The sequence below is a fragment of the Frankia gtarii genome (assembly GCF_025403375.1).
GTDB lineage: Bacteria > Actinomycetota > Actinomycetes > Frankiales > Frankiaceae > Frankia > Frankia gtarii.
This window is the reverse complement of record NZ_JAMPTM010000110.1, coordinates 1-20,185: the sequence shown is the minus strand read 5'-3', so window position 1 is coordinate 20,185 and position 20,185 is coordinate 1. Positions and strand designations below refer to the sequence as shown.

Here is a 20,185-nt window from a genome sequence, read left to right as displayed (position 1 = left end):
GGACCGGGTGGGTGCGCCGGTGGTCCGCTCGTCGGACCGCCTGCCGGGCTCGGCGGCGGGAGCCTGGGGCGTCGCCGCGGGAGCGAGCGGCGCAGCACCAACCGGCGCCGGAACGGAAGGCGCCGGAGCCGTGCGGATCGCTGCCAGCTCACGTGCCCGCTGCCGCTCGAGCCGCCGGCGGTGGCGGTCCCGCGCCAGGCCCTGCAGGGTCAGCTGCACTCCCGCGACCACCAGCACCCCGGCGGCGAGGCCCAGCACGAACAGGCCCCAGATGTCGAAGGAGAGAGATTGCCCCATGATCATCACGTCTGTCTGGCCGCTGTTCTCCAGCACCAGATCGGCGGTAAAGACTCCCGCAACCAGCAACAACACGACACCGACGGTTACCACCGGTACCTCCAGAACCATGGACATGGGCGAAACCGGCCACGAAGACTTGCTGGGCTCGGCTTACCCGCCTTTGGTCGCGGCGGAACCGCACGGGCGCGGTGTGATCCGCGATTCAGCCAACCGCGCCGCTCACCGCGGTGAGCAGGCGCCAGGCAGCGGCCTTGTCGAGCGGCTCGTTTCCATTGCCGCACTTTGGCGACTGCACGCAGGAGGGGCAGCCGGTCGGGCATTCACACGCGCCGATGGCGTCCCGGGTGGCGGCCAGCCAGTCCCCGATGCGCAGAAATCCCCGTTCGGCGAATCCCGCGCCGCCGGCGTGGCCGTCGTAGACGAAGACGCTGGTCCGGCCCGTGTCCGGGTGCAGGGCAGTCGACACGCCACCGATATCCCAACGGTCGCAGGTGGCGAACAGCGGAAGCAGGCCGATGGCTGCGTGCTCGGCGGCGTGCACCGCGCCGGGCACATCCGCGGCCTCGACGGCGGCGCCGGCGAGCAGGTCGTCGGTGACGGTGTACCAGACGGCGCGCGTCCGCAGCTGCCTCGGCGGCAGGTCCAGTGGCTCCTGGCCGAGCACCTCCCCGGTCGCGACGAGCCGGCGCTGGTAGCCGACGACCTGGTTGGCAACCTCGACCACCCCAAGGTGCACCTCCACATCGGGCAGGATTCGTGATCGCGACGACTCGACGATTCGGATGTCGGTGTGCTCGCGCGCGACCGTCGTCCACTCCGGGGACTCCTCGTGGACGAACGCCACCGACTCGGGCAGATCCAGGTCATCCACGACGAAGCTCGAGCCCTGATGGAGGTAGACCGCCCCGGGATGCACCGCGGAATGCGCGGCCGCCGCGTCGACCGTGCCCAACAGACGTCCGGTGGCCGTCTCGACGATGCGGACCGGGGGGCCGCCGGCCCCCCGGATATCCACCTCCGGCCGGGTCCGCTGGGTCCAGAACCAGCCCGTTGGCCGGCGTCGCAGCCGCCCGCGGCGGACCAGGTCGTCGACGACGCGCGGCGCCGCCGGGCCGAACAGGCTCAGGTCCGCCTCGGTGAGCGGCAGCTCGGCGGCGGCGCACTCCAGCTGCGGGCCGAGCACGTAGGGGTTGTCCGGGTCGAACACGCAGGCTTCCACCGATCGACCGAACACCGCCTCCGGATGGTGGACGAGGTACGTGTCGAGCGGATCGTCCCGGGCGACCAGCACCGCCAGCGACCGCTGCCCGTCCCGGCCAGCCCTGCCGGCCTGCTGCCACAGCGAGGCGAGGGTGCCCGGAAAGCCGGCGGTGATCGTGGCATCCAGGCCGCTGATATCCACCCCGAGCTCCAGCGCCGACGTCGCCGCGACACCGAGCAGGTCCCCCGCGCGCAGCCGGCGTTCCAGCTCGCGGCGCTCCTCCGGCAGATAGCCGGCCCGATAGGCCGCCACTCGGTCCGCGAGATCCGAATCCACGTGGCCCAGCTCTCGGCGGGCGGTGATCGCCACAACCTCCGCGGACCGGCGGGACCGGACGAACACCAGGGTGCGCACGCCGTCGGCGACGAGATCGGCGAGCAGGTCGGCCGACTCGGCGGTAACCGACCGCCGGACCGGCGCGCCGTTCTCACCTGCGCCGCGCGGCTCGCCCGGGGCGCCCTGCGCCTCCCCCTCTGCCGGCCGCCGCCACAGCAGCGGGGGTTCGTAGAGCACGAAGTCCATCGGGCCCCGGGGCGCGCCGTCGTCATCGATCACCTCGACGTCGACGCCGGTGAGCCGCCCAGCCGACAACTGCGGGTCGGCGGCGGTGGCGGACGCCAACAGGAACACCGGCTCCGACCCGTAACGCGCGCAGACCCGCCGCAGCCGCCGGATCACCGCGGCGACATGCGCGCCGAACACGCCGCGGTAGCCATGGCATTCGTCGATCACGACGAACCGCAGCCCGCGCAGGAACTGTGCCCACCGCCGGTGCTGGGGCAGGATCCCCCGATGGATCATGTCGGGATTGGTCAGGACAAGGCCGGCATGGGCCCGGACCCAGTCCCGCTCGGCCGCCGGCGTGTCGCCGTCGTAGGTTGCGGCCCGCACCCCGGTGAGCCGAAGCGACCGTACCGCCCGCAGCTGATCATGCGCGAGGGCCTTCGTCGGCGACAGGTAGAGCGCACGGGCGCCGGGCTGCGTGAGCAGCCGGGACAGCACGGGCATCAGGTATCCCAACGACTTCCCGGAGGCCGTGCCGGTCGCCAGCACGACGCTGCGGCCGGCGTGGGCGGCCTCGGCAGCCGCCGCCTGGTGCGTCCACGGCTCGTCGATCCCGGCGGCGACCCACCGCCCACGCAGTACCGGATCGACCCATTCTGGCCAGGGCGCCCGCCGCCCCGGCCGGGCCGCAACCGGCTCGACGTGCGTCATGCACTGTGCGCGCCGCGCGTCGCGGCGCAGCCCGGCGAGGACCGTGTCCGCGCCGCCGATGTCCGCCGGCGAGCCCACGACCGTCGAGGATATGCGTCCCGACGCCGTCAGCGGCAGGACGATGGGCGATCCACAGGCCGCCACTCGATGGACCACCCGTCACGCAACCGCGAATCGGCGCTGCTGACCAGCCCCGCCCAGACAAGATCAGGGATAGATTCCAGCAGACGTCATCGACTACGCCGCCGCAATACCGGTTACCGCGATCTGAGTCGCGGGCCGCCGGGTTGATCCCCCTCCTGGGAGGGTAATGGCGCCGTGATGTCGGTCGCCCGAAGTGCGGGACGGCCTGAGGCACCCAAGGAGGATCCGTGGACCTGTCCCTCACGACTCGCCAGGAAGGCAACCACACGGTCGTCGTGGTGGGCGGCGAGATCGACGTGTACACCGCACCGAAGCTGCGCGAGCAGCTCATTGATCTTGTCTCCGGAGGGTCCTACCACCTGGTCGTCGACATGGAGGGCGTCGAGTTCCTCGACTCGACCGGCCTCGGTGTCCTTGTCGGCGGCCTCAAGCGCGTGCGCGCGCACGAGGGCTCCCTGCGGCTGGTCTGCACCCAGGAACGCATCCTCAAGATCTTCCGGATCACCGGTCTCACCAAGGTCTTCCCGATCCATTCCTCCATCGAGGAAGCGCTCGCCGCCAGCGAGTGAGTGAGCCGGACATCACGCCTTCGGAAAGGCAGGCACCGCCGTATGCCCACCGTTGAGCTGCGGTTCGCCGCCCTGAACGGACACGTCCGCACCGCGCGGATGATCGCCACGGCGGTCAGCCGGCGGGCCGGGGTTCCCGCCGGAGCCGCCGACGAGATCAAGCTGGCGGTCACGGAGGCATGCGCCCGCGCGGTGCGCGTCAACCGCCGACATTCACCGGACTCGCCGGTGCATGTCGCGCTCGTCGACACGCCCGACACCTTCACGATCACCGTTGTCGACTGCGGGCGCGCCGGTGACGAGGTCGCGCCGGGTCCCGACGGTGGACTCGTCACCGCCTCCACGCTGCTGGATCTCGAACCCGAAGCCGCAGACCCGCCCTGGTGGTCCGATACGTCCGACGACGACTCCGCCGAGGACAGCGCGGGATTCCCGCCGGGCCTCGGGCTCGCCCTCATCGAGGGCCTCGTCGACGAGGTCGAGATCAGCCGCGGGCCCGACGGGGTGGGCACCGTCGTGGCGATGACCTGGCACACCGGCGTCGAGGCTGCGCCCTACAAGACGGCCCGTTGACATCCTCTCCGCCCTGAAGCTGATGGGCGGAGATTCCCGGCTGCTACGCCGTGGTGGACGTGGGCGACGAACTGCGTCCATCCGGCGCCGGGCCGGCCATGTCCGCCCCAGGCCGGCACCGACGTCGCCTGGCACTCGCGGAGCTCTGGCTTCCCGCGACGCCCAGGACCTCCGCGCCCACGAGTCGCGCTTTTCTGATAAAAATTTCCCGCCCGTTATTGGATAAATAATCCTTAATGCGGGGCTTCGCGTCATGCGCCCAATCACAGCTGACCCGGCGGGCGATCGCAGAAAAAGCAGCGCACATCACAGTAGTGTGGATAGACTCCGCCGCATCTCGCGGACGGTTGATCCAACCGCCCGAAGATCCCCTTGTGCCCCCCGTGAAAACTGCCGGAAGCGTCAAAATCAGGATGAATCCGGCCGATCTCACTCCGAGTGCCGCCGGATGCGGCGCCCGGCCGTCACCGTCTCCATGCCGTGGGATCCGTCGGAATCGGCACCCATGAGCCATCGACACGCGCGGAGGGAGCACAGAGTAGACCGGGAGGAGCCATGTCCCCGATCCACGCCCTGCAGTCCGAGGGCACTGGAATCGACCTTAGTGGCAACGCCCTGGGCCTGGTCGCCGGTGTGGCGATAGTCGCAGCCCTCGCGCTGCTCGTCGCCGGCTACCTGGCACGGGAGGTGTTGGCCGCCAGCCCCGGAACCGCGCGGATGGTGGAGGTCGGGCAGGCGGTTCAGGAAGGCGCTGCGGCCTACCTCAGACGGCAGTTCAAGACGTTGGCGGGATTTGTCGTCGTCATTCCCTTTGTCCTGCTGTTGCTTCCGTCCGACGATACCGGGGCCAAGATCGGGAGATCGGTCTTCTTCGTGGTCGGCGCCCTCTTCTCGGCGCTTGTTGGTTTTGTCGGGATGTGGCTCGCGACCAGGGCGAACACCCGCACGGCGGCCGCGGCGATGACCCACGGCGAGAGGGCCGCCGTGCGCATCGCCTTCCGGACAGGCGGCGTCGTGGGCATGTTCACGGTCGGTCTCGGCCTGCTCGGCGCCGCCGTCGTCGTGCTCGTCTTCCGGGACACCGCACCGCAGGTGCTGGAGGGATTCGGGTTCGGGGCCGCCCTGCTCGCGATGTTCATGCGGGTCGGGGGTGGCATCTTCACCAAGGCCGCGGACGTCGGAGCCGACCTGGTCGGAAAGGTCGAACAGGGCATTCCGGAGGACGACCCCCGCAACGCGGCAACAATCGCCGACAACGTCGGCGACAACGTGGGCGACTGCGCTGGGATGGCCGCGGACCTGTTCGAGTCCTACGCGGTGACGCTGGTCGCAGCGCTGATCCTCGGGGTGAGCGCCTTCGGCGAGCGAGGGCTGGTGTTCCCGCTGCTGATCCCGGCTGTCGGGGTCGTCACGGCGGTCATCGGCATCTTCGCGGTATCGCCACGAGCCGGCGACCGCAGCGGGATGGCCGCGATCAACCGCGGCTTCTTCATCTCCGCGGTGGTGTCGGCGATCGGCGTGGTGATCGTCTCGGTGCTCTATCTACCGACGGACTTCGCCGGATTCCCCGGACTCGAGTCCAGCACCCAGTCCGGCAATCCGCGGGTCATCGCGATCAGTGCCGTTCTTATCGGCATCGTGCTCGCCGCGGCCATCCAGCTGCTCACGGGATACTTCACCGAGACGACCCGCCGGCCGGTGCGGGATGTGGCCCAGGCATCGCTCACCGGACCGGCCACGAACATTCTCGCTGGCATCGGTGTCGGCCTAGAATCCGCGGTCTACTCCTCCCTGCTCATCGGGGCCGCGGTCTTCGGCGCCTATCTACTTGGCTCGGGCAGCGTCACGATCGCGTTGTTCGCGGTCGCGCTGGCGGGCACCGGGCTACTGACCACGGTGGGCGTCATCGTCTCGATGGACACCTTCGGCCCGGTGAGCGACAACGCTCAGGGCATCGCCGAGATGTCCGGCGAGATGGACGAGCAGGGCAGCGCCATCCTGACCTCCCTCGACGCCGTGGGCAACACCACGAAGGCCATCACAAAGGGCATCGCGATCGCCACCGCGGTCCTGGCCGCGACCGCGCTGTTCGGCTCGTTCACCGACACGGTGACCAATGCTCTCGGCGACGCCGGCGCCCGCCCTGAAAACGGGCGAGGGACGGTCGGCGGACTGAACATCGCATATCCCGACGCTCTGGTCGGGCTCGTCATCGGCGCGGCCGTGGTCTTCCTGTTCTCGGGGCTCGCCATCAACGCGGTGGGCCGTGCGGCTGGCCGGGTCGTGATGGAGGTGCGCAACCAGTTCCGCACCAGGCCCGGAATCATGACCGGCAGCGAGAAACCAGACTACGGCGCGGTTGTCGACATCTGCACCAGGGATTCGCTCCGTGAACTGATTACCCCGGGGACGCTGGCGGTCCTGGCGCCGATCGCGGTCGGCTTCGGCCTCGGTTATCCGCCGCTGGGGGCGTTCCTCGCCGGGGCCATCGCCGGCGGCGTCCTGATGGCCGTGTTCCTGGCGAACTCCGGCGGCGCGTGGGACAACGCGAAGAAGCTCGTCGAGGACGGGAACTACGGCGGGAAGGGCTCGGAGGTCCACGCCGCGACCGTGATCGGCGACACGGTCGGAGACCCGTTCAAGGACACCGCCGGGCCGTCCATCAACCCGCTACTCAAGGTGATGAACCTGGTCAGTCTGCTGATCGCACCGACGGTGGTGAAGTACTCGGTCGGCACCGACCGGAACACGCCGCTGCGCATCGGCATCGCCCTCGCCGCGGTCGTCGTCATCGTCGCGGTGATCGTCGTGTCCAAGCGGCGCAGCTCGATGATCGCTGGAGATCCACCGGTCGCGCAGGCGGCCACCCCGAGCTCGGAAACGATCAACGTCTGACTGCGATCCCGGCCGTCGGCCGGCCGGCACGAGATCCGCTCCGTGCCCGCCGGCCACCGGCCACCGGCCACCGGCCGGATTACGCCATCCCGCTCCAGCGGTGCGCTCGACCACCGGCACAGCCGGGCACGCAGACAGCCGGGCACGGGGACAGGCACCGGGAATCAGTTACCCAGAGCAACGCCCGAGGGCCTGCAGCGGTGGCCACATACCACCGCCGCACACCCTCGTGCGGGCCCGGTCGGGCCGTCCAGGCGTCATCGGGTGCGCCGTGGGTAGGCGTCGGGCTACCGGGGTCCTACCCGGACGGGAAGCTTCGCGGAATCCAACAGCGGCGTACGGTGCTGCGAGGCACCGCTTGCACACCAGTGGCCGCCGCCCGCCCGATCAGCACCCGCCGGACGCACGTTCGCCAGGCCACGCCAGATCCAGCACCGAGCACCACCCAAGCAACATCCGCCATATCCGGGACCTACGCTTCGGAGAGGCGACCTACGCTTCGCCCACCGGTCATCGCACCGAGCACGCTGCACCGAGGAGAGAAGTGCCACCGCGCACGAAGACGACGACACGGACGACCGCGCGGTCAGCCGCCCCGGTCGCCGAGCCCGGCGAGCCCACCGGGACCGGCATCACCTCGAGCCCGGGCGCGGCCTCGGCAGAGGTGCCCACCACGCGTACGAGCGGCCGGGCCGCCGCGAGCCGAGCCGCGACGGGAGGCACCACGGCCGGCCGGTCGGCGACCGGATCAAGCGGCTCCGCCGGTGCCGCGCCCAAGCCGACCCCAGGTACGGGCATGCGCCTGGTGATTGTGGAGTCCCCGGCGAAGGCGAAGACCATCGCCGGCTACCTCGGCCCGGGCTGGCAGGTGGAGTCGAGCATCGGCCACATCCGCGACCTGCCGCGCAGCGCCGCCGATGTCCCAGCCGCGCACAAGGGCAAGCCGTGGGCCCGGCTCGGCGTCGACGTCGACAACGACTTCGAACCGCTCTACGTCGTCACGCCGGACAAGAGGCTGCAGGTCAGCAAACTCAAAGCGTTGGTGAAGGACGCCACCGAGCTCTACCTCGCGACAGACGAGGACCGCGAGGGTGAGGCGATCGCCTGGCACCTGCTCCAGACGCTGAAGCCGACGGTGCCGGTGAAGCGGATGGTGTTCCACGAAATCACTCCGCAGGCGATCCGCCGCGCCGTCGACAACCCCCGCGAGATCGACGAGAACCTGGTCAACGCGCAGGAGACCCGTCGCATCCTGGACCGCCTCTACGGCTACGAGGTCTCCCCCGTGCTGTGGAAGAAGGTCATGCCGAAGCTGTCGGCAGGCCGCGTTCAGAGCGTGGCGACCCGGGTCCTGGTCGAGCGGGAGCGGGCCCGGATGCGGTTCCGCTCGGCGGAGTACTGGAACATCGAGGGCCTGTTCGGCGCAACAGTCGCCCGCCAGAGCTGGCCGGCAGGAACCGACGGCGCGGACGCGGGCGGAGCCGGCTCGGGCGTGGAGCGCACTCCGCTGCCGGCGACACTCGTCTCCCTCGACGGCAACCGGATCGCCACCGGCCGGGACTTCGCGCCGACCGGCGAGCTGACCACGTCCGGTGTGACCCGGCTGGACGAGGCGGGCGCGCGCGCCCTCGGTGACCGGCTGGCCGACGCGGCGTTCGCGGTGCGCTCGGTGGAGACCAAGCCGTACCGCCGTTCGCCGTACCCGCCGTTCATGACCTCCACGCTGCAGCAGGAGGCGGGCCGCAAGCTGCGGTTCTCCAGCCAACGCACCATGCAGATCGCGCAGCGGCTGTACGAGAACGGCTACATCACCTACATGCGTACGGACTCGACGAACCTGTCCGAGACCGCGCTCGCCGCAGCCCGTTCCCAGGCCGAGAGCCTCTACGGCGCGGAGTACGTGCCGGCCCGGCCGCGTACGTACACCAAGAAGGTCAAGAACGCCCAGGAGGCGCACGAGGCGATCCGGCCCGCCGGCGATCACTTCCGCACCCCCGGGGAGGTCCGCGGCGAGCTCGACCTCGACTCCTACCGGCTGTACGAGCTGATCTGGCAGCGCACGGTCGCGAGCCAGATGGCGGACGCCCGGGGCACCAGTGCCACGATCCGGCTCAGCGCCACGTCGTCGGCCGGAGAGAACGCGGAGTTCTCCGCGTCCGGCAAGGTCATCACCTTCCCCGGCTTCCTGCGCGCCTACGTCGAGGGTGCGGACGACCCCGACGCGGAGCTGGAGGACCGCGAGCGGCGTCTACCCGACGTCCGCGAGGGCGACCCGCTCGAGGTCCGCTCGCTGACTCCCCGCGGGCACGCCACCAGCCCGCCGGCCCGATTCACCGAAGCCAGCCTGGTCAAGACGCTCGAGGAACTCGGGATCGGCCGGCCGTCCACGTACGCCTCGATCATCGGCACGATCCAGGATCGCGGCTACGTGTGGAAGAAGGGCTCGGCGCTCGTGCCGAGCTTCATCGCGTTCGCCGTCGTCGGCCTGCTGGAGGACCACTTCGGCCGGCTGGTGGACTACCGGTTCACCGCGACGATGGAGGATGACCTCGACGACATCGCGGCCGGCACTGCGGCGTCCACCGACTGGCTGACCCGTTTCTACTTCGGCACGGGGGACGGCACGGGGAACGGCACCGACCCCGGCGCCGCGGCCGGGCTCAAGCACCTCGTGAGCGAACGACTCGGCGAGATCGATGCCCGCGAGGTGAACTCGATCCCGCTCGGCGTGGCCGACGACGGTACGACGGTCGTGGTGCGGGTCGGGCGGTACGGCCCCTACGTCCAGCACGGGGAAAGCCGGGCCAGTGTGCCCGACGACCAGGCCCCGGACGAGCTCACCGTCGCCCACGCGCTGGAGTTGCTGGCCGCCCCGAGCGGGGATCGGGTGCTCGGGGTGGACCCGGCGACGGGCGCGACGATCACGGCCAAGGCCGGCCGGTTCGGCCCGTACGTCACGACGGACACCGATCCGCCGCGCACCTCCAGCCTGCTGCGCACGATGTCGCTGGAGACGCTGACCCTCGACGACGCCGTGAAACTGCTGATGCTGCCGCGCAACCTCGGTGCCGGTGCGGACGGCGAGGAGGTGACCGCGCAGAACGGGCGGTACGGCCCCTACGTGAAGAAGGGTGCCGAGAGCCGGTCGCTGGAGTCCGAGGATCAGCTGTTCACGGTGACCCTCTCCGAGGCGCTGGCGCTACTCGCTCAGCCCAAGGCGCGGGGCCGCCGAGCAGCCGCCCAGACGCCCCCGCTGCGCGAACTCGGCAACGACTCGGTCAGCGGCAAACCGATGGTCGTCCGCGAGGGACGCTTCGGCCCCTACGTGACCGACGGCGAGACCAACGCGAGCCTGCGCAAGGGCGACGCCGTCGAATCAATCACGGACGAGCGCGCCGCGGAGCTGCTCGCGGACCGCCGGGCCCGCGGTCCGGCCACTCCCAAGCGCGCGGCCCGCACCGCCAAGTCGACGACGGCCAAGAGCGGCACGGCGAAGTCCACAACGGCGAAGTCCACAACGGCGAAGTCCACAACGGCGAAGTCCACAACGGCGAAGTCCACAACGGCGAAGTCGACCACGACGAAGCCGGCTGCGGCGAAGTCCGCTACGGCGAAGACGGCCGCCAAGTCCGGCACCACCGCCAAGAGCTCGGCGGCGAAGTCGGGCTCGACCAAGGCCGGCGCGGCGAAGAGCAGCGCGGCGAAGAAGGCCGGCGAGGAGTCGGCGGTCACCGGGTCGTCCGCTTCGGACGACGGCGGTGGCGCCGCGGGCGCGACGCCCGGTGGCACCCGCCGGACGGGCTGATGGCCTCGCCGATCCGTCCGGCTCCAGGGCCGGCCGACGCGGCGGGGGACGGCTCGGCGGCGACGACCGTGGGACCCGCCGCGGCCGGCTTCACCACGACCATCACGTCCCCCGCAGGCACGGATGGCCAGCCGGCTGCAGAGCCGGCCTCGGACACGAGCGGCTCGACGGCGACGTCCGGGGACGACACGATCCCGTCCGCCACCGACTTGCCCGGCGCCGAGCCGGCCGTGGGCGAACAGGCCACCGGCGAGCAGGCCACCGGCGAGCAGAGCGCCGACAAGCAGGGATCCGACGAGCAGGGATCCGAGGTCTTCAGCACCGTAAGGCCCGCCGGTGATGTCGGCGAGGGCCGCCGCGGTGGTGGCGGCCGGCGGCCACGGATCGGGCGCATCCCGAGCCGACATCCGGTCACGACCGTCCCCTCCCCGCCCCCCAGGGCGAACAGTGCGGCCGGCGACGAGAGCGACATCCGCGCCGTGCTGCGGATTCCCGAGTTCCGCCGGATGTGGATCCAGCTCAGCCTGTCCAGCCTCGGCGACTGGATGGGCCTGCTGGCCACGACCGCGCTGGTCACCCAGCTGCAGAACAGCTTCTCGGGCCAGGCGTACGCCATCGGCTCGCTACTGATCGTCCGGCTGATGCCGGCCCTGGTCCTCGGACCGCTCGCCGGCGCGCTCGCCGACCGGCTCGATCGCCGGATGACCATGGTCGTCACGGATGTGATCCGCTTCGGGTTGTTCGTCTCGATCCCGCTCATCGGCACGCTGGAGTGGCTGCTTATCGCGTCGTTCCTGGTCGAGGCGGTCACTTTGGTCTGGGCTCCGGCGAAGGACGCCAGCGTCCCGCACCTGGTTCCGCGGGAGCGGCTCGCAGCGGCGAACACGCTCAGCCTGATCATGACCTACGGCACGGCCCCGCTGGCCGCCGCCATCTTCACCCTGCTGGCGACGATCTCGCGGACGCTGGGCTCCAGCGTGTCGTTCTTCCGGGACTCCTCCGTCGATCTCGCGCTGTACTTCAACGCGGCGACCTTCCTCGGCTCGGCCATCGTGATCTGGGGGCTCAAGGGCATCGGCCGGGCCGCCCGCCCGGAGACCGGTCCCGAACCCGGCTTCCTGGCGTCGATCACCGAGGGCTGGCGCTTCGTCGGGCAGGACCGGCTGGTCCGCGGGCTGGTCGTGGGCATCCTCGGCGGGTTCGCGGGGGCCGGTTGCGTGATCGCCCTCGGCCGGCTCTACGTCGGGATCCTCGGCGGCGGTGACTCCGCGTATGGAATTCTGTTCGGAGCGGTGTTCGTCGGGCTGGCCGGTGGGATGGCCGCCGGGCCGAAACTACTCGGCGACTACAGCCGAACCCGCCTGTTCGGCGTCTGCGTCACCGGCGCCGGCATCACCCTGGTGATCGTCGCGATCATCCCGAACCTGGTCATCGCCTGCATCCTGGTGGTGGCCGTGGGGGCCTTCGCCGGGGTGGCCTGGGTGACCGGTTACACGCTGCTGCAGGCCGAGGTCTCCGACGAGCTGCGAGGACGGACCTTCGCCCTGGTGCAGTCGCTGGTGCGCGTCGACCTGCTGCTGGTGCTGGCGGCCGCGCCCGCCCTCGTCGGGCTGATCGGCTCGCATGGCATCCATCTGTGGGGCGACATCACCGTGCGGGCAGACGGCGTCACCGTCGTCCTGCTCGGCGGCGGCCTGCTCGCGGTGGCGGTGGGGCTGTTCGCCTACCGCCAGATGGACGAGCGGGTCGGGGTCGCGGTCTGGCCAGAGCTGTGGAGCGCGCTGCGCGGCCGGAAGCCGGCGCCGACCCGACCACGTCACTCCGGCCTGTTCGTCGCGGTGGAGGGGGCCGAGGGGGCCGGCCGATCCACCCAGGTGGAGCTGCTGCGCTCCTGGTTGGCCGCCAGCGGGCGCGAGGTCGTCGTGACCTCCGGTTCCGGCGCCACCGCCACCGGCGCGAGGCTGCGGGAGCTGCTGTTCGACCCCTCGGTACACCTGCACCCCCGCACCGAGGCGCTGCTCGCCGCCGCCGACCGTGCCGAGCACGTAAGCCGGGTGATCGAGCCGGCGCTCGCCCGGGGCGCAATCGTCATCACGGACCGCTATGTCGATTCGTGGGTCGCCTTCCAGTGCGCGAGCCGGTCGGTCGACGCCGCGGAACTGGCCGTGCTGGCCCAGTGGGCCACCCAGGCCCTCATCCCCGACCTGACCGTCCTGCTGGACCTGCCCGCCGAGCTCACGTTGCCGCCGGCAGCGGGCGTTACCTCCCAGCCCCTCGCGGGCGAGCATGACGGCGCGCGGGCGCACGCCGACGCCGACCTGGACACGGCCGCGGCCGCGGCCACCGACGCGGATACCGACGCGGACGCGGCCAGCGACCTGAACGCGGCTACCGACGGTATCGGCGATGAACCAGGTGTCGAACCAGGCCGCGGATCGGACGACCGCTCGGGCGAGGACGTAGGAGCCGAGGTGCTCGCCTATCGCCGCCGGGTGCGCGACGGGTTCCGCCGACTGGCCCAGGAGGAGCCCGCGCGTTACCTCACCGTCGACGCGACCCGCCCCCGGGAAGAGATCCACGCCGAGGTCCGTGCGATCGTGGCCGGCCGGGTCAAGCGCCGGGCCGCTCCCCTGGGGGTCTGAGCCGGCCAGCGGCTACCCCGCCGTCCCGGGCGAGGATGATGGGGACCCGTGACCGTTTGGGAGACGCTGGTCGGCCAGGAAGCGGTCGTCGCGACGCTGCGGACGGCCGCGGTGGCAGCGTCCCCCGGCATCCGTGCGGCCGTGGACGGGGGTGACGGCCCGGCCGGCGCGCGCTCCGGAATGACCCATTCGTGGCTGTTCACCGGCCCCGCCGGCGCGGGGCGGCAGGAGGCGGCGCGAGCGTTCGCCGCCGCTCTTAACTGTGAGCGGGAGTCACCCGGCTGCGGGGAGTGCAACGGCTGCCACACCGTGCTCACCGACACTGCCACCGACCTGCGCACCGTCACACCGGAGGGGCTCTCGCTCGGGGTGAAGGACGTCCGCGCCCTGGTCCGGGACGCCGCCAGCGCCCCGACCGCCAGCCGCTGGCGGATCCTGCTGCTCACCGACGCCGACCGGCTCACCGAGGCGGCGGCCAACGCGCTGCTCAAGGCATTGGAGGAGCCGGCGGAACGCGCTGTGTTCCTGCTGTGCGCGCCGTCGGTCGAGGACGTGCTGCCCACCATCCGCTCTCGCTGCCGGACGGTCGCGCTGCGGCTGCCCTCCGCCGCGGACGTGCGCGACATGCTGCTGCGGGAGGGAGTCGACGACCGGCTGGCGCAGACGGCAGCCCGGGCGTCGCAGGGGCACCTCGCGCTGGCCCGCCGCCTCGCCACCGACGAGGCCGCCCGGGCTCACCGGGCGGCGGTGCTACGCATTCCGAGCCGCCTTGGCCGCGTCGGGGACTGCCTGGCCGCGGCCGCGGATCTCGTGGGTGCCGCGAACGCGGACGCGGAGGCCGCGAACACCGAGCGGGACGAGGTCGAGACGGAGGCGCTGAAGACGGCACTCGGCGTCGGTGCGACGGCCACCGGCGGCAAGTCGAGGTCGGCTCGGGCACCGAAGGCCGGCGCGAAGGCCCGGTCGATGGTCGTGCGGGGCGCGGCCGGGGCACTCAAGGAGCTTGAGCGGACCCAGAAGAGTCGCGGGCGGCGCACCGTCCTCGACTCTCTCGACCGTGCCCTGGTCGACCTGGCTGGTCTCTACCGCGATGTGCTCGCGGAGCAGCTCGGCGCGCCGGTCGACCCGATCCATGCCGACCATGCGGCCGAGGCCGCGGGCCTCGCGGCGGGCTCGACGCCGGAGCAGACGCTGCGGCGGCTGGAGGCCGTGCTCGCGACCCGGGCGGCGCTCGCCGACAATCCCGGCCTCGTCCCGCTACTCGCGGTGGAATCGCTGACCCTCGCCCTGCGCGACGGCTGACGCCGGCCGCCGCCGCTCGCCCGGAGACCGCCGCTCGCCCGGAGACCGCCGAGCGGCGGTCGATGGGCCGAATGGGCCGAATGGGCAGCCAACTTACAAGTCCAGGCATATTCTGATCTGCGACGCAGATCACGCCCGCGAGCGGCTCCGGCAGGCCCCACTCGACCGGCGCTGCCGCACATCGGGCCCGCTTCCCAGGCGGGCCACCGTTCCGGCCGGCCCGCGGGCCAGGGGAGGTGACGGGCCGGATGCCGATGATGTGCGCGGTGGCGTTCTCCCCTCGAGGCAAGCTCTACTACGCAGATCCGGGTACCCATGCCCCCCGGGTCGGTGACCAGGTCCTCGTGCCCACCGACGATGGTCCCGAGGTCGCCACCTGCATGTGGGCACCGCAGTGGGTCTCCGAGGACATCGGCGGCCTGCCCGTGCTGGCGGGGATGGCACAGACGGCCGACGTGCAGCGCGCCGAGCTGTCCCGGCGTCGGCGCGCCCGCGCCCGGGTCGCCGCCCGCCGGCTGGCGCGGGAACACAACCTGCCAATGAAGATCATCGGTGTCGATCACGTACCGGACACGGGCGGCTACACGATCTACTTCAGCGCCGAGACCCGGATCGACTTCCGGGAGCTGGTCCGCGACCTGAACCGGACGCTGGCCGCGCGAGTGCGGCTGCGGCAGCTGTCCGCCCGGGACGGCGCCCGCCTGCAGGGCGGGATCGGCTCGTGCGGGCGTGACCTGTGCTGCGCCACGTTCCTCACCGACTTCGAGCCGGTGAGCCTGCGCATGGCCCGCGACCAGAACCTCGCCCTCAACCCGATGCGCATCAGCGGGGCCTGCGGCCGGCTGATGTGCTGCCTGCGCTACGAGCACCCGCTGTACGAGGAGTTCGCCGGGGCCGTACCCGCCGTCGGGGAACGGGCCTGCACACCCCAGGGCGAGGGCCGAGTCGTGCGCCACGACGTGCCACGCGAACAGGTGGTCGTCGTGCTCGACGGCGGCGCGCGGACCTCCTGCGAACGAGCCGACGTGTGCCCGTCCCGGCAGGCGCACGAGGCCGCCTACGCCCCGCACAAGGCCGAGCCCCGCTCCGATCCCGGCCCTGCTCCGTCCGGCGCCGACCATGCCAGCACCCACGAGGACGCTGGTGGTGTAGGCGCGAACCACGTCGCCGCCGACCTCGAGGAGGCGGAGTACGACGGGGCGCCAGGCGGCGGCCCGGGACATTCCCGCCGACGCTCCCGGCACCGCCCCCGCCTCTGATCGGTCAGGGCACCCGGCGGATCACGGGTCGAACCGGTAGCCCATCCCGCGCAGCGTGGTGACCAGCCGTCGCTGCGGCGGGCGGCCCTCCACCTTGGTGCGTACCCGCCGGACGTGCTCGGTCACGGTGGCGGGGTCCTGGAAGCGGGTACCCCAGACCTGTTCGAGCAGCTCCTCGCGGCTGAAAACCCGTCGTGGGTGGCGCGCGAGGAAGGCCAGTAGCTCGTACTCGCGCGCGGTCAGGTCGATCCGCTCGCCGGCGACGGCGACCTCGCGGGCGCGCAGGTCGATGGACACGTCGCCGTACACGAGCGGGTCGTTGCCGTCCCCGCTGCGTTGGGGCGGCGGCTCGGCGGGTCGGCGGCGTAGCCGGGCCCGCACCCGAGCGACCAGTTCCCGCAGCGAGTAGGGCTTCACGACGTAATCGTCGGCGCCCAGCTCCAGGCCGACCACGCGGTCGACCTCCTCGGCCCGCCCGGTGAGCATGATCACCGGCACCTCACTGGTCTGGCGCAGACGGCTCAGTACGGCGAAGCCGTCCATCCGCGGCATCGCGACGTCCAGCACGACCAGATCGATCTCCGTCGTCTGGAACAGCCGGAGGGCAGCTTCGCCGTCCGCCGCCTCCAACACGCGATAGCCGAATCGTTCGAGGCTGCGCGCAAGTGCCACGCGCGATGCCTCATCGTCCTCAGCGACGAGGAGCGAGGCTCCTCGTGTCGCCGCTGCTGCTGGTGCAGCGTCCCCGGCCCCGGTCATGGAGCAAAACCCTACGCATCCTCATCGGAACAACTGCAACCGGGGTAGCGGTTTGGGGCGTTCGGTGAGGCTAGGAACCAAAAATCATGACAAATAATGGATTGAGTGAAAACCGATCGTCACATCAGCGGCTTCCTTCTCGACCACTGATGACGCACTGATGGGGTGGGATCGTCGGATCGTTCCCGAATTCGCCCCCTGATCTCGCTCGAATCGGCGCCCGCCGTTGCCGGGCACCCACCGCGGACGGGAGGCATTCATCGCCGGGCGCAGGCCACGGACGGGAGCGGGGCGGACATCAGGGCCGGCCGGCCGGCTCCTCCGCCGCCGCGCCGAGCAGCCACCCGAGCACCACCAGTCGGCACCGCCCAGGCATCTGGCATACTCGACCCGGGCCAGTGCGATCCTGGCCGATCGCCGGAGTAGCTCAGTGGCAGAGCAATCGCCTCGTAAGCGATAGGTCGCGGGTTCAATCCCCGCCTCCGGCTCACTCCCCCTCCAGAACGGGCCCTGGCCGGCACGCGCTGCGACAGCCGGGCACGCTCGGTACGGCGGGTGCGGCGCCCTCGGGTGCGACAATCGATCCCATGACCACGGACCTCACGGTCCCCTCCTACGGGGCGCGTAACCGGGTTGAGCGCACCGGCCCGGCGATTCGCGCCGCGCTCGATCCCGAGCGGCGCGCCGAGTTCGAAGCCGACTTCCATGCGGCCGCCGTCGAGACCGACGACACCCTCGACCTGGCACCGCTACACCGGGTCATCGACCGCTGGTGGCCCCAGGCCGTGCTCTGCGCCAACCCGGAGATCCAGGCCGGCATCGACGAGGACCGGCGCCGGCTTGCCGCCGGCGACCTGTCCGTGCTTGGGGGGATCACAACCTATCCCCATTCGGACAATACGGCCGGCTAGCAGCACATGGCCCGCTACACGGTCCGCTGGCTCACATACGCCGAGCACCAGCGGGACAACCTGCTGCCCACCGGTCGCCGTGAGCTCAACCGGCTGCTGGACCGGTTAACCGCAGATCCCCGCCTGCAGGGCACCTGCGACAAGAACAGCGAGCAGTGGACTGTGGCCTTCGGCAGGCACGGCATCCTGCTTTACACCATCGAAGATCGCTGGATCACGATCACCGTGCTTCGCGTGACCTGGCTGAACGACTGATCCACCGCCGCCGGCCGGGGCCACCGGAAGGCCGGCGCGAGGGACGCCTCCTCATCCACGAAACCCCGCGGGCTCGTGCATGGAGAGGCGTCGCCGCCGCGCCGGTCGGCCGATCACGCAGACCTGGGCTCGGCCTCCTGGTCGTGCCCGTCTGCCCCGGCGGCCTCCGAGTCGTGCAGCCGCTTGATGGAGGCGAGGATCTCCCGCTCGGCCTCCTTGCGGTCCACCCAGGACGCGCCCTCGACCGACTTGCCGGGCTCCAGGTCCTTGTAGACCTCGAAGAAGTGCTGGATCTCCAGCCGGTCGAACTCCGGCAGGTGCCGCAGGTCCCGCAGGTGCTCCTGTCGCACGTCCGCGACCGGGACGCACAGGACCTTGTCGTCCGGGCCCTTCTCGTCGGTCATCTCGAACATGCCGATCGTCCGGCACCGCACCAGGCAGCCCGGGAAGGTCGGCTCCTCCAGCAGGACGAGTGCATCCAGCGGATCCCCGTCCCGCCCGAGGGTGCCCTCGATGAACCCGTAGTCCGACGGGTAGTGGGTGGAGGTGAACAGCATCCGGTCAAGCCGGATGCGCCCGGTGTGGTGATCCATCTCGTACTTGTTGCGCTGACCCTTGGGGATCTCGATGGTCACATCGAACTCAAGGTCCACTCCGCTCCCTGTCTCCTTCATGCTCAGGCCGGCCCGGTCCGCGCCGGACGGCCGCCACGTGTGAACTTGCTCGCCAGCCTCCGGCGAACGCCGGGTTCGCATGCTCCGGCGGCTGCCGGGGCATCGCGGCCGGTATGCCGCGCGCCGCCGACGGCGGGCACGCGCCGGGACACCCGACGGACGCGGCGAAGTGTCGCGGACGACGACCGCCGCCCTCCCAGTGTCCCGGAAGCACGCGGTCGGCGAGCGGGAGCCCGCCTCGCAGGCAGGTGTTCCCCCGCCGGCCACTGGTGACCCGCCGGGCGGCGGGAAAGCACGCCGGACCGCCGCGGCCGACCGGACCCGCCCGCTGGTCACCAGGACCGGCGCGGGTCGACTCACGGTTCGCGCCATACGGTGACACAGTGGCCCGCCATGCGCCACCGGGGACGCCCCGCCCCAGACTGCCATGCATCCACTCGCAGCGGCTCACACCCGCCGCGGCGGGTGGCGGCTACGTCACCCGCCCGCCTTGCGTAGTGTCCGGCGAGTGACGTCAGCCGCGCCGGTCGCTCGGATAGGGGCGCTCACCGCACTCGCCGGCGCCCTGCTCGCCGGTTCCCTGTCCACCGGTTCCCTGTCCACCGGTTCCGGCACCGGCGAACCCGTCCCGTCCGGCGCCGGATCGGCGCGGGCGGGCGCCGCAGTCCTCGCGGGCCTGGACTCGGCCGCGCCCACGCCCCAGCCGGCAGCGGTCGCCGTCCGCCTTGCCGGCCCGCTCGGCGACCCCGTCCTCGCCGGACCCGCAGCCTTCGTCGTCGACGCGCTGACCGGTCGCGTACTGCTGGACAACCGCGCCCGCATCCCGGCCGTGCCGGCGTCGACGCTCAAGACCGCGGTCGCCACCGCGGCGCTCGTCACGTTCCCGGACACCCGGCTGCGCACATCGGTGCTCTACAGCCCGCCGCCGGGCGCCACCGGCCGCGCGCCCGGCGGCACGCTGTGGCTCGTGGGCGGCGGCGACCCGACGCTGACCGCGTCGACCGAGACCGGCGGCTACCCGGCGCTGGCCCGGCTCTCCGATCTCGTCGGCCAGGTCCGGGCGGCCGGCATCACCTCGGTGGCCCGGGTGGTCGGCGACGGGTCGTTGTTCGCCGGCCCGGACCGGGCGCCGGGATGGCGCGACAACTACGTGACTGATGGTGACGTCACGCCGGTCTCCGCCCTGGAACTCGACGCGGGGCGCTCCGCCCCGGGCGCCGAGGGCCCGCGCAGCCCCACCCCGGCGGCGACGGCGACGTCGGCCTTCGCCGGGGCGCTGGCAGCCGCCGGGATCCCGGTCGGCGCGGTCGGCCTCGGGCCCGCCGAGGCGGGGGCTGCCCGCATCGCCTCGGTGGACAGCCCGCCGGTGCGGGTTCTCGTCGAACGCATGCTCACCGCGTCCGACAACGACCTGGCGGAGTGTCTGGGCCGGCTGGTCGCCCTACGGCGCGGCCTGCCGGCGTCGTTCGCCGGGGCCGCACGGGCCGTGACCGAAACGGTCACCGAACTCGGCGTCCCCACCGCGGGGATGTCCCTCAACGACGTCAGCGGCCTGTCCACCACCGATCTCGTCGCCCCCGCCACCCTCGTGGCGCTGCTGCGCGCGGCGGTCATTCCCACC

The 20,185-nt window shown here is 71.7% G+C and carries 14 protein-coding genes and 1 tRNA gene; 11 read left to right on the top strand and 4 right to left on the bottom strand.

Annotated elements, in window-relative coordinates:
* On the bottom strand, positions 1–414 hold a 414-nt coding region (locus tag NBZ83_RS16965; protein ID WP_261575362.1), incomplete at its 3' end, for a hypothetical protein.
* An 88-nt stretch (positions 415–502) separates the two neighbouring features.
* Positions 503–2,854 (bottom strand): DEAD/DEAH box helicase, encoded by a 2,352-nt coding sequence (locus NBZ83_RS16960; protein ID WP_498041059.1) that lies wholly within the window; start codon positions 2,852–2,854, stop codon positions 503–505.
* 293 nt (positions 2,855–3,147) lie between these two features.
* On the opposite strand from NBZ83_RS16960, the gene NBZ83_RS16955 reads away from it, so the two are divergent.
* The 7 genes from NBZ83_RS16955 to NBZ83_RS16925 all read left to right on the top strand — a co-directional run bounded on the left by NBZ83_RS16955 (position 3,148) and on the right by NBZ83_RS16925 (position 15,965).
* A complete protein-coding gene (locus NBZ83_RS16955) occupies positions 3,148–3,489 on the top strand; it encodes an STAS domain-containing protein (protein ID WP_009741728.1) in 342 nt (113 codons plus the stop codon).
* 42 nt (positions 3,490–3,531) lie between these two features.
* Positions 3,532–4,062 carry an ATP-binding protein gene (locus tag NBZ83_RS16950; protein WP_261566892.1) on the top strand — a complete coding sequence of 177 codons (531 nt, stop codon included), beginning with the start codon at positions 3,532–3,534 and terminating at the stop codon, positions 4,060–4,062.
* A 555-nt stretch (positions 4,063–4,617) separates the two neighbouring features.
* Entirely contained in the window at positions 4,618–6,957 is a 2,340-nt protein-coding gene (locus NBZ83_RS16945; protein WP_261566891.1) for a sodium-translocating pyrophosphatase, read from the top strand.
* A 544-nt stretch (positions 6,958–7,501) separates the two neighbouring features.
* Complete coding sequence (topA, locus tag NBZ83_RS16940; protein ID WP_261575361.1) at positions 7,502–10,762, top strand: type I DNA topoisomerase; 3,261 nt, start codon at positions 7,502–7,504, stop codon at positions 10,760–10,762.
* Positions 10,762–13,404 carry a dTMP kinase gene (gene tmk / locus NBZ83_RS16935; RefSeq protein ID WP_261575360.1) on the top strand — a complete coding sequence of 881 codons (2,643 nt, stop codon included), beginning with the start codon at positions 10,762–10,764 and terminating at the stop codon, positions 13,402–13,404. Before topA ends, tmk begins: the two co-directional genes overlap by 1 nt.
* A 48-nt stretch (positions 13,405–13,452) precedes the next feature.
* Positions 13,453–14,706: a DNA polymerase III subunit delta' gene (locus NBZ83_RS16930; protein ID WP_261575359.1), complete on the top strand. Its 1,254-nt coding sequence runs from the start codon at positions 13,453–13,455 to the stop codon at positions 14,704–14,706.
* 248 nt (positions 14,707–14,954) lie between these two features.
* Positions 14,955–15,965 (top strand): PSP1 domain-containing protein, encoded by a 1,011-nt coding sequence (locus NBZ83_RS16925; RefSeq protein WP_261575358.1) that lies wholly within the window; start codon positions 14,955–14,957, stop codon positions 15,963–15,965.
* Between the two features lie 21 nt (positions 15,966–15,986).
* Here NBZ83_RS16925 and NBZ83_RS16920 read toward each other — a convergent pair whose 3' ends face one another.
* Positions 15,987–16,724 carry a response regulator transcription factor gene (locus NBZ83_RS16920; protein ID WP_009741721.1) on the bottom strand — a complete coding sequence of 246 codons (738 nt, stop codon included), beginning with the start codon at positions 16,722–16,724 and terminating at the stop codon, positions 15,987–15,989.
* A 416-nt stretch (positions 16,725–17,140) separates the two neighbouring features.
* Between NBZ83_RS16920 and NBZ83_RS16915 the strand changes: the two genes are divergently transcribed.
* From NBZ83_RS16915 to NBZ83_RS16905, 3 genes are all read left to right on the top strand, one after another.
* Positions 17,141–17,212 (top strand) — tRNA-Thr (locus NBZ83_RS16915).
* A 99-nt stretch (positions 17,213–17,311) separates the two neighbouring features.
* The gene (locus NBZ83_RS16910) at positions 17,312–17,635 is read left to right on the top strand and encodes a DUF6247 family protein (protein WP_261566886.1); all 324 of its coding nucleotides are present in this window, start codon (positions 17,312–17,314) and stop codon (positions 17,633–17,635) included.
* 6 nt (positions 17,636–17,641) lie between these two features.
* The gene (locus NBZ83_RS16905; protein WP_261566885.1) at positions 17,642–17,890 is read left to right on the top strand and encodes a hypothetical protein; all 249 of its coding nucleotides are present in this window, start codon (positions 17,642–17,644) and stop codon (positions 17,888–17,890) included.
* A 113-nt stretch (positions 17,891–18,003) separates the two neighbouring features.
* On the opposite strand, the gene NBZ83_RS16900 is transcribed toward NBZ83_RS16905, so the two are convergent.
* On the bottom strand, positions 18,004–18,543 hold the full coding sequence (locus tag NBZ83_RS16900; RefSeq protein WP_308203313.1) for an inorganic diphosphatase: 540 nt from the start codon (positions 18,541–18,543) through the stop codon (positions 18,004–18,006).
* Positions 18,544–19,072: 529 nt separating this feature from the next.
* Between NBZ83_RS16900 and NBZ83_RS16895 the strand changes: the two genes are divergently transcribed.
* Positions 19,073–20,185, top strand: a 1,113-nt coding sequence (locus NBZ83_RS16895) for a D-alanyl-D-alanine carboxypeptidase (protein WP_261575357.1), incomplete at its 3' end; no start/stop codon positions are given.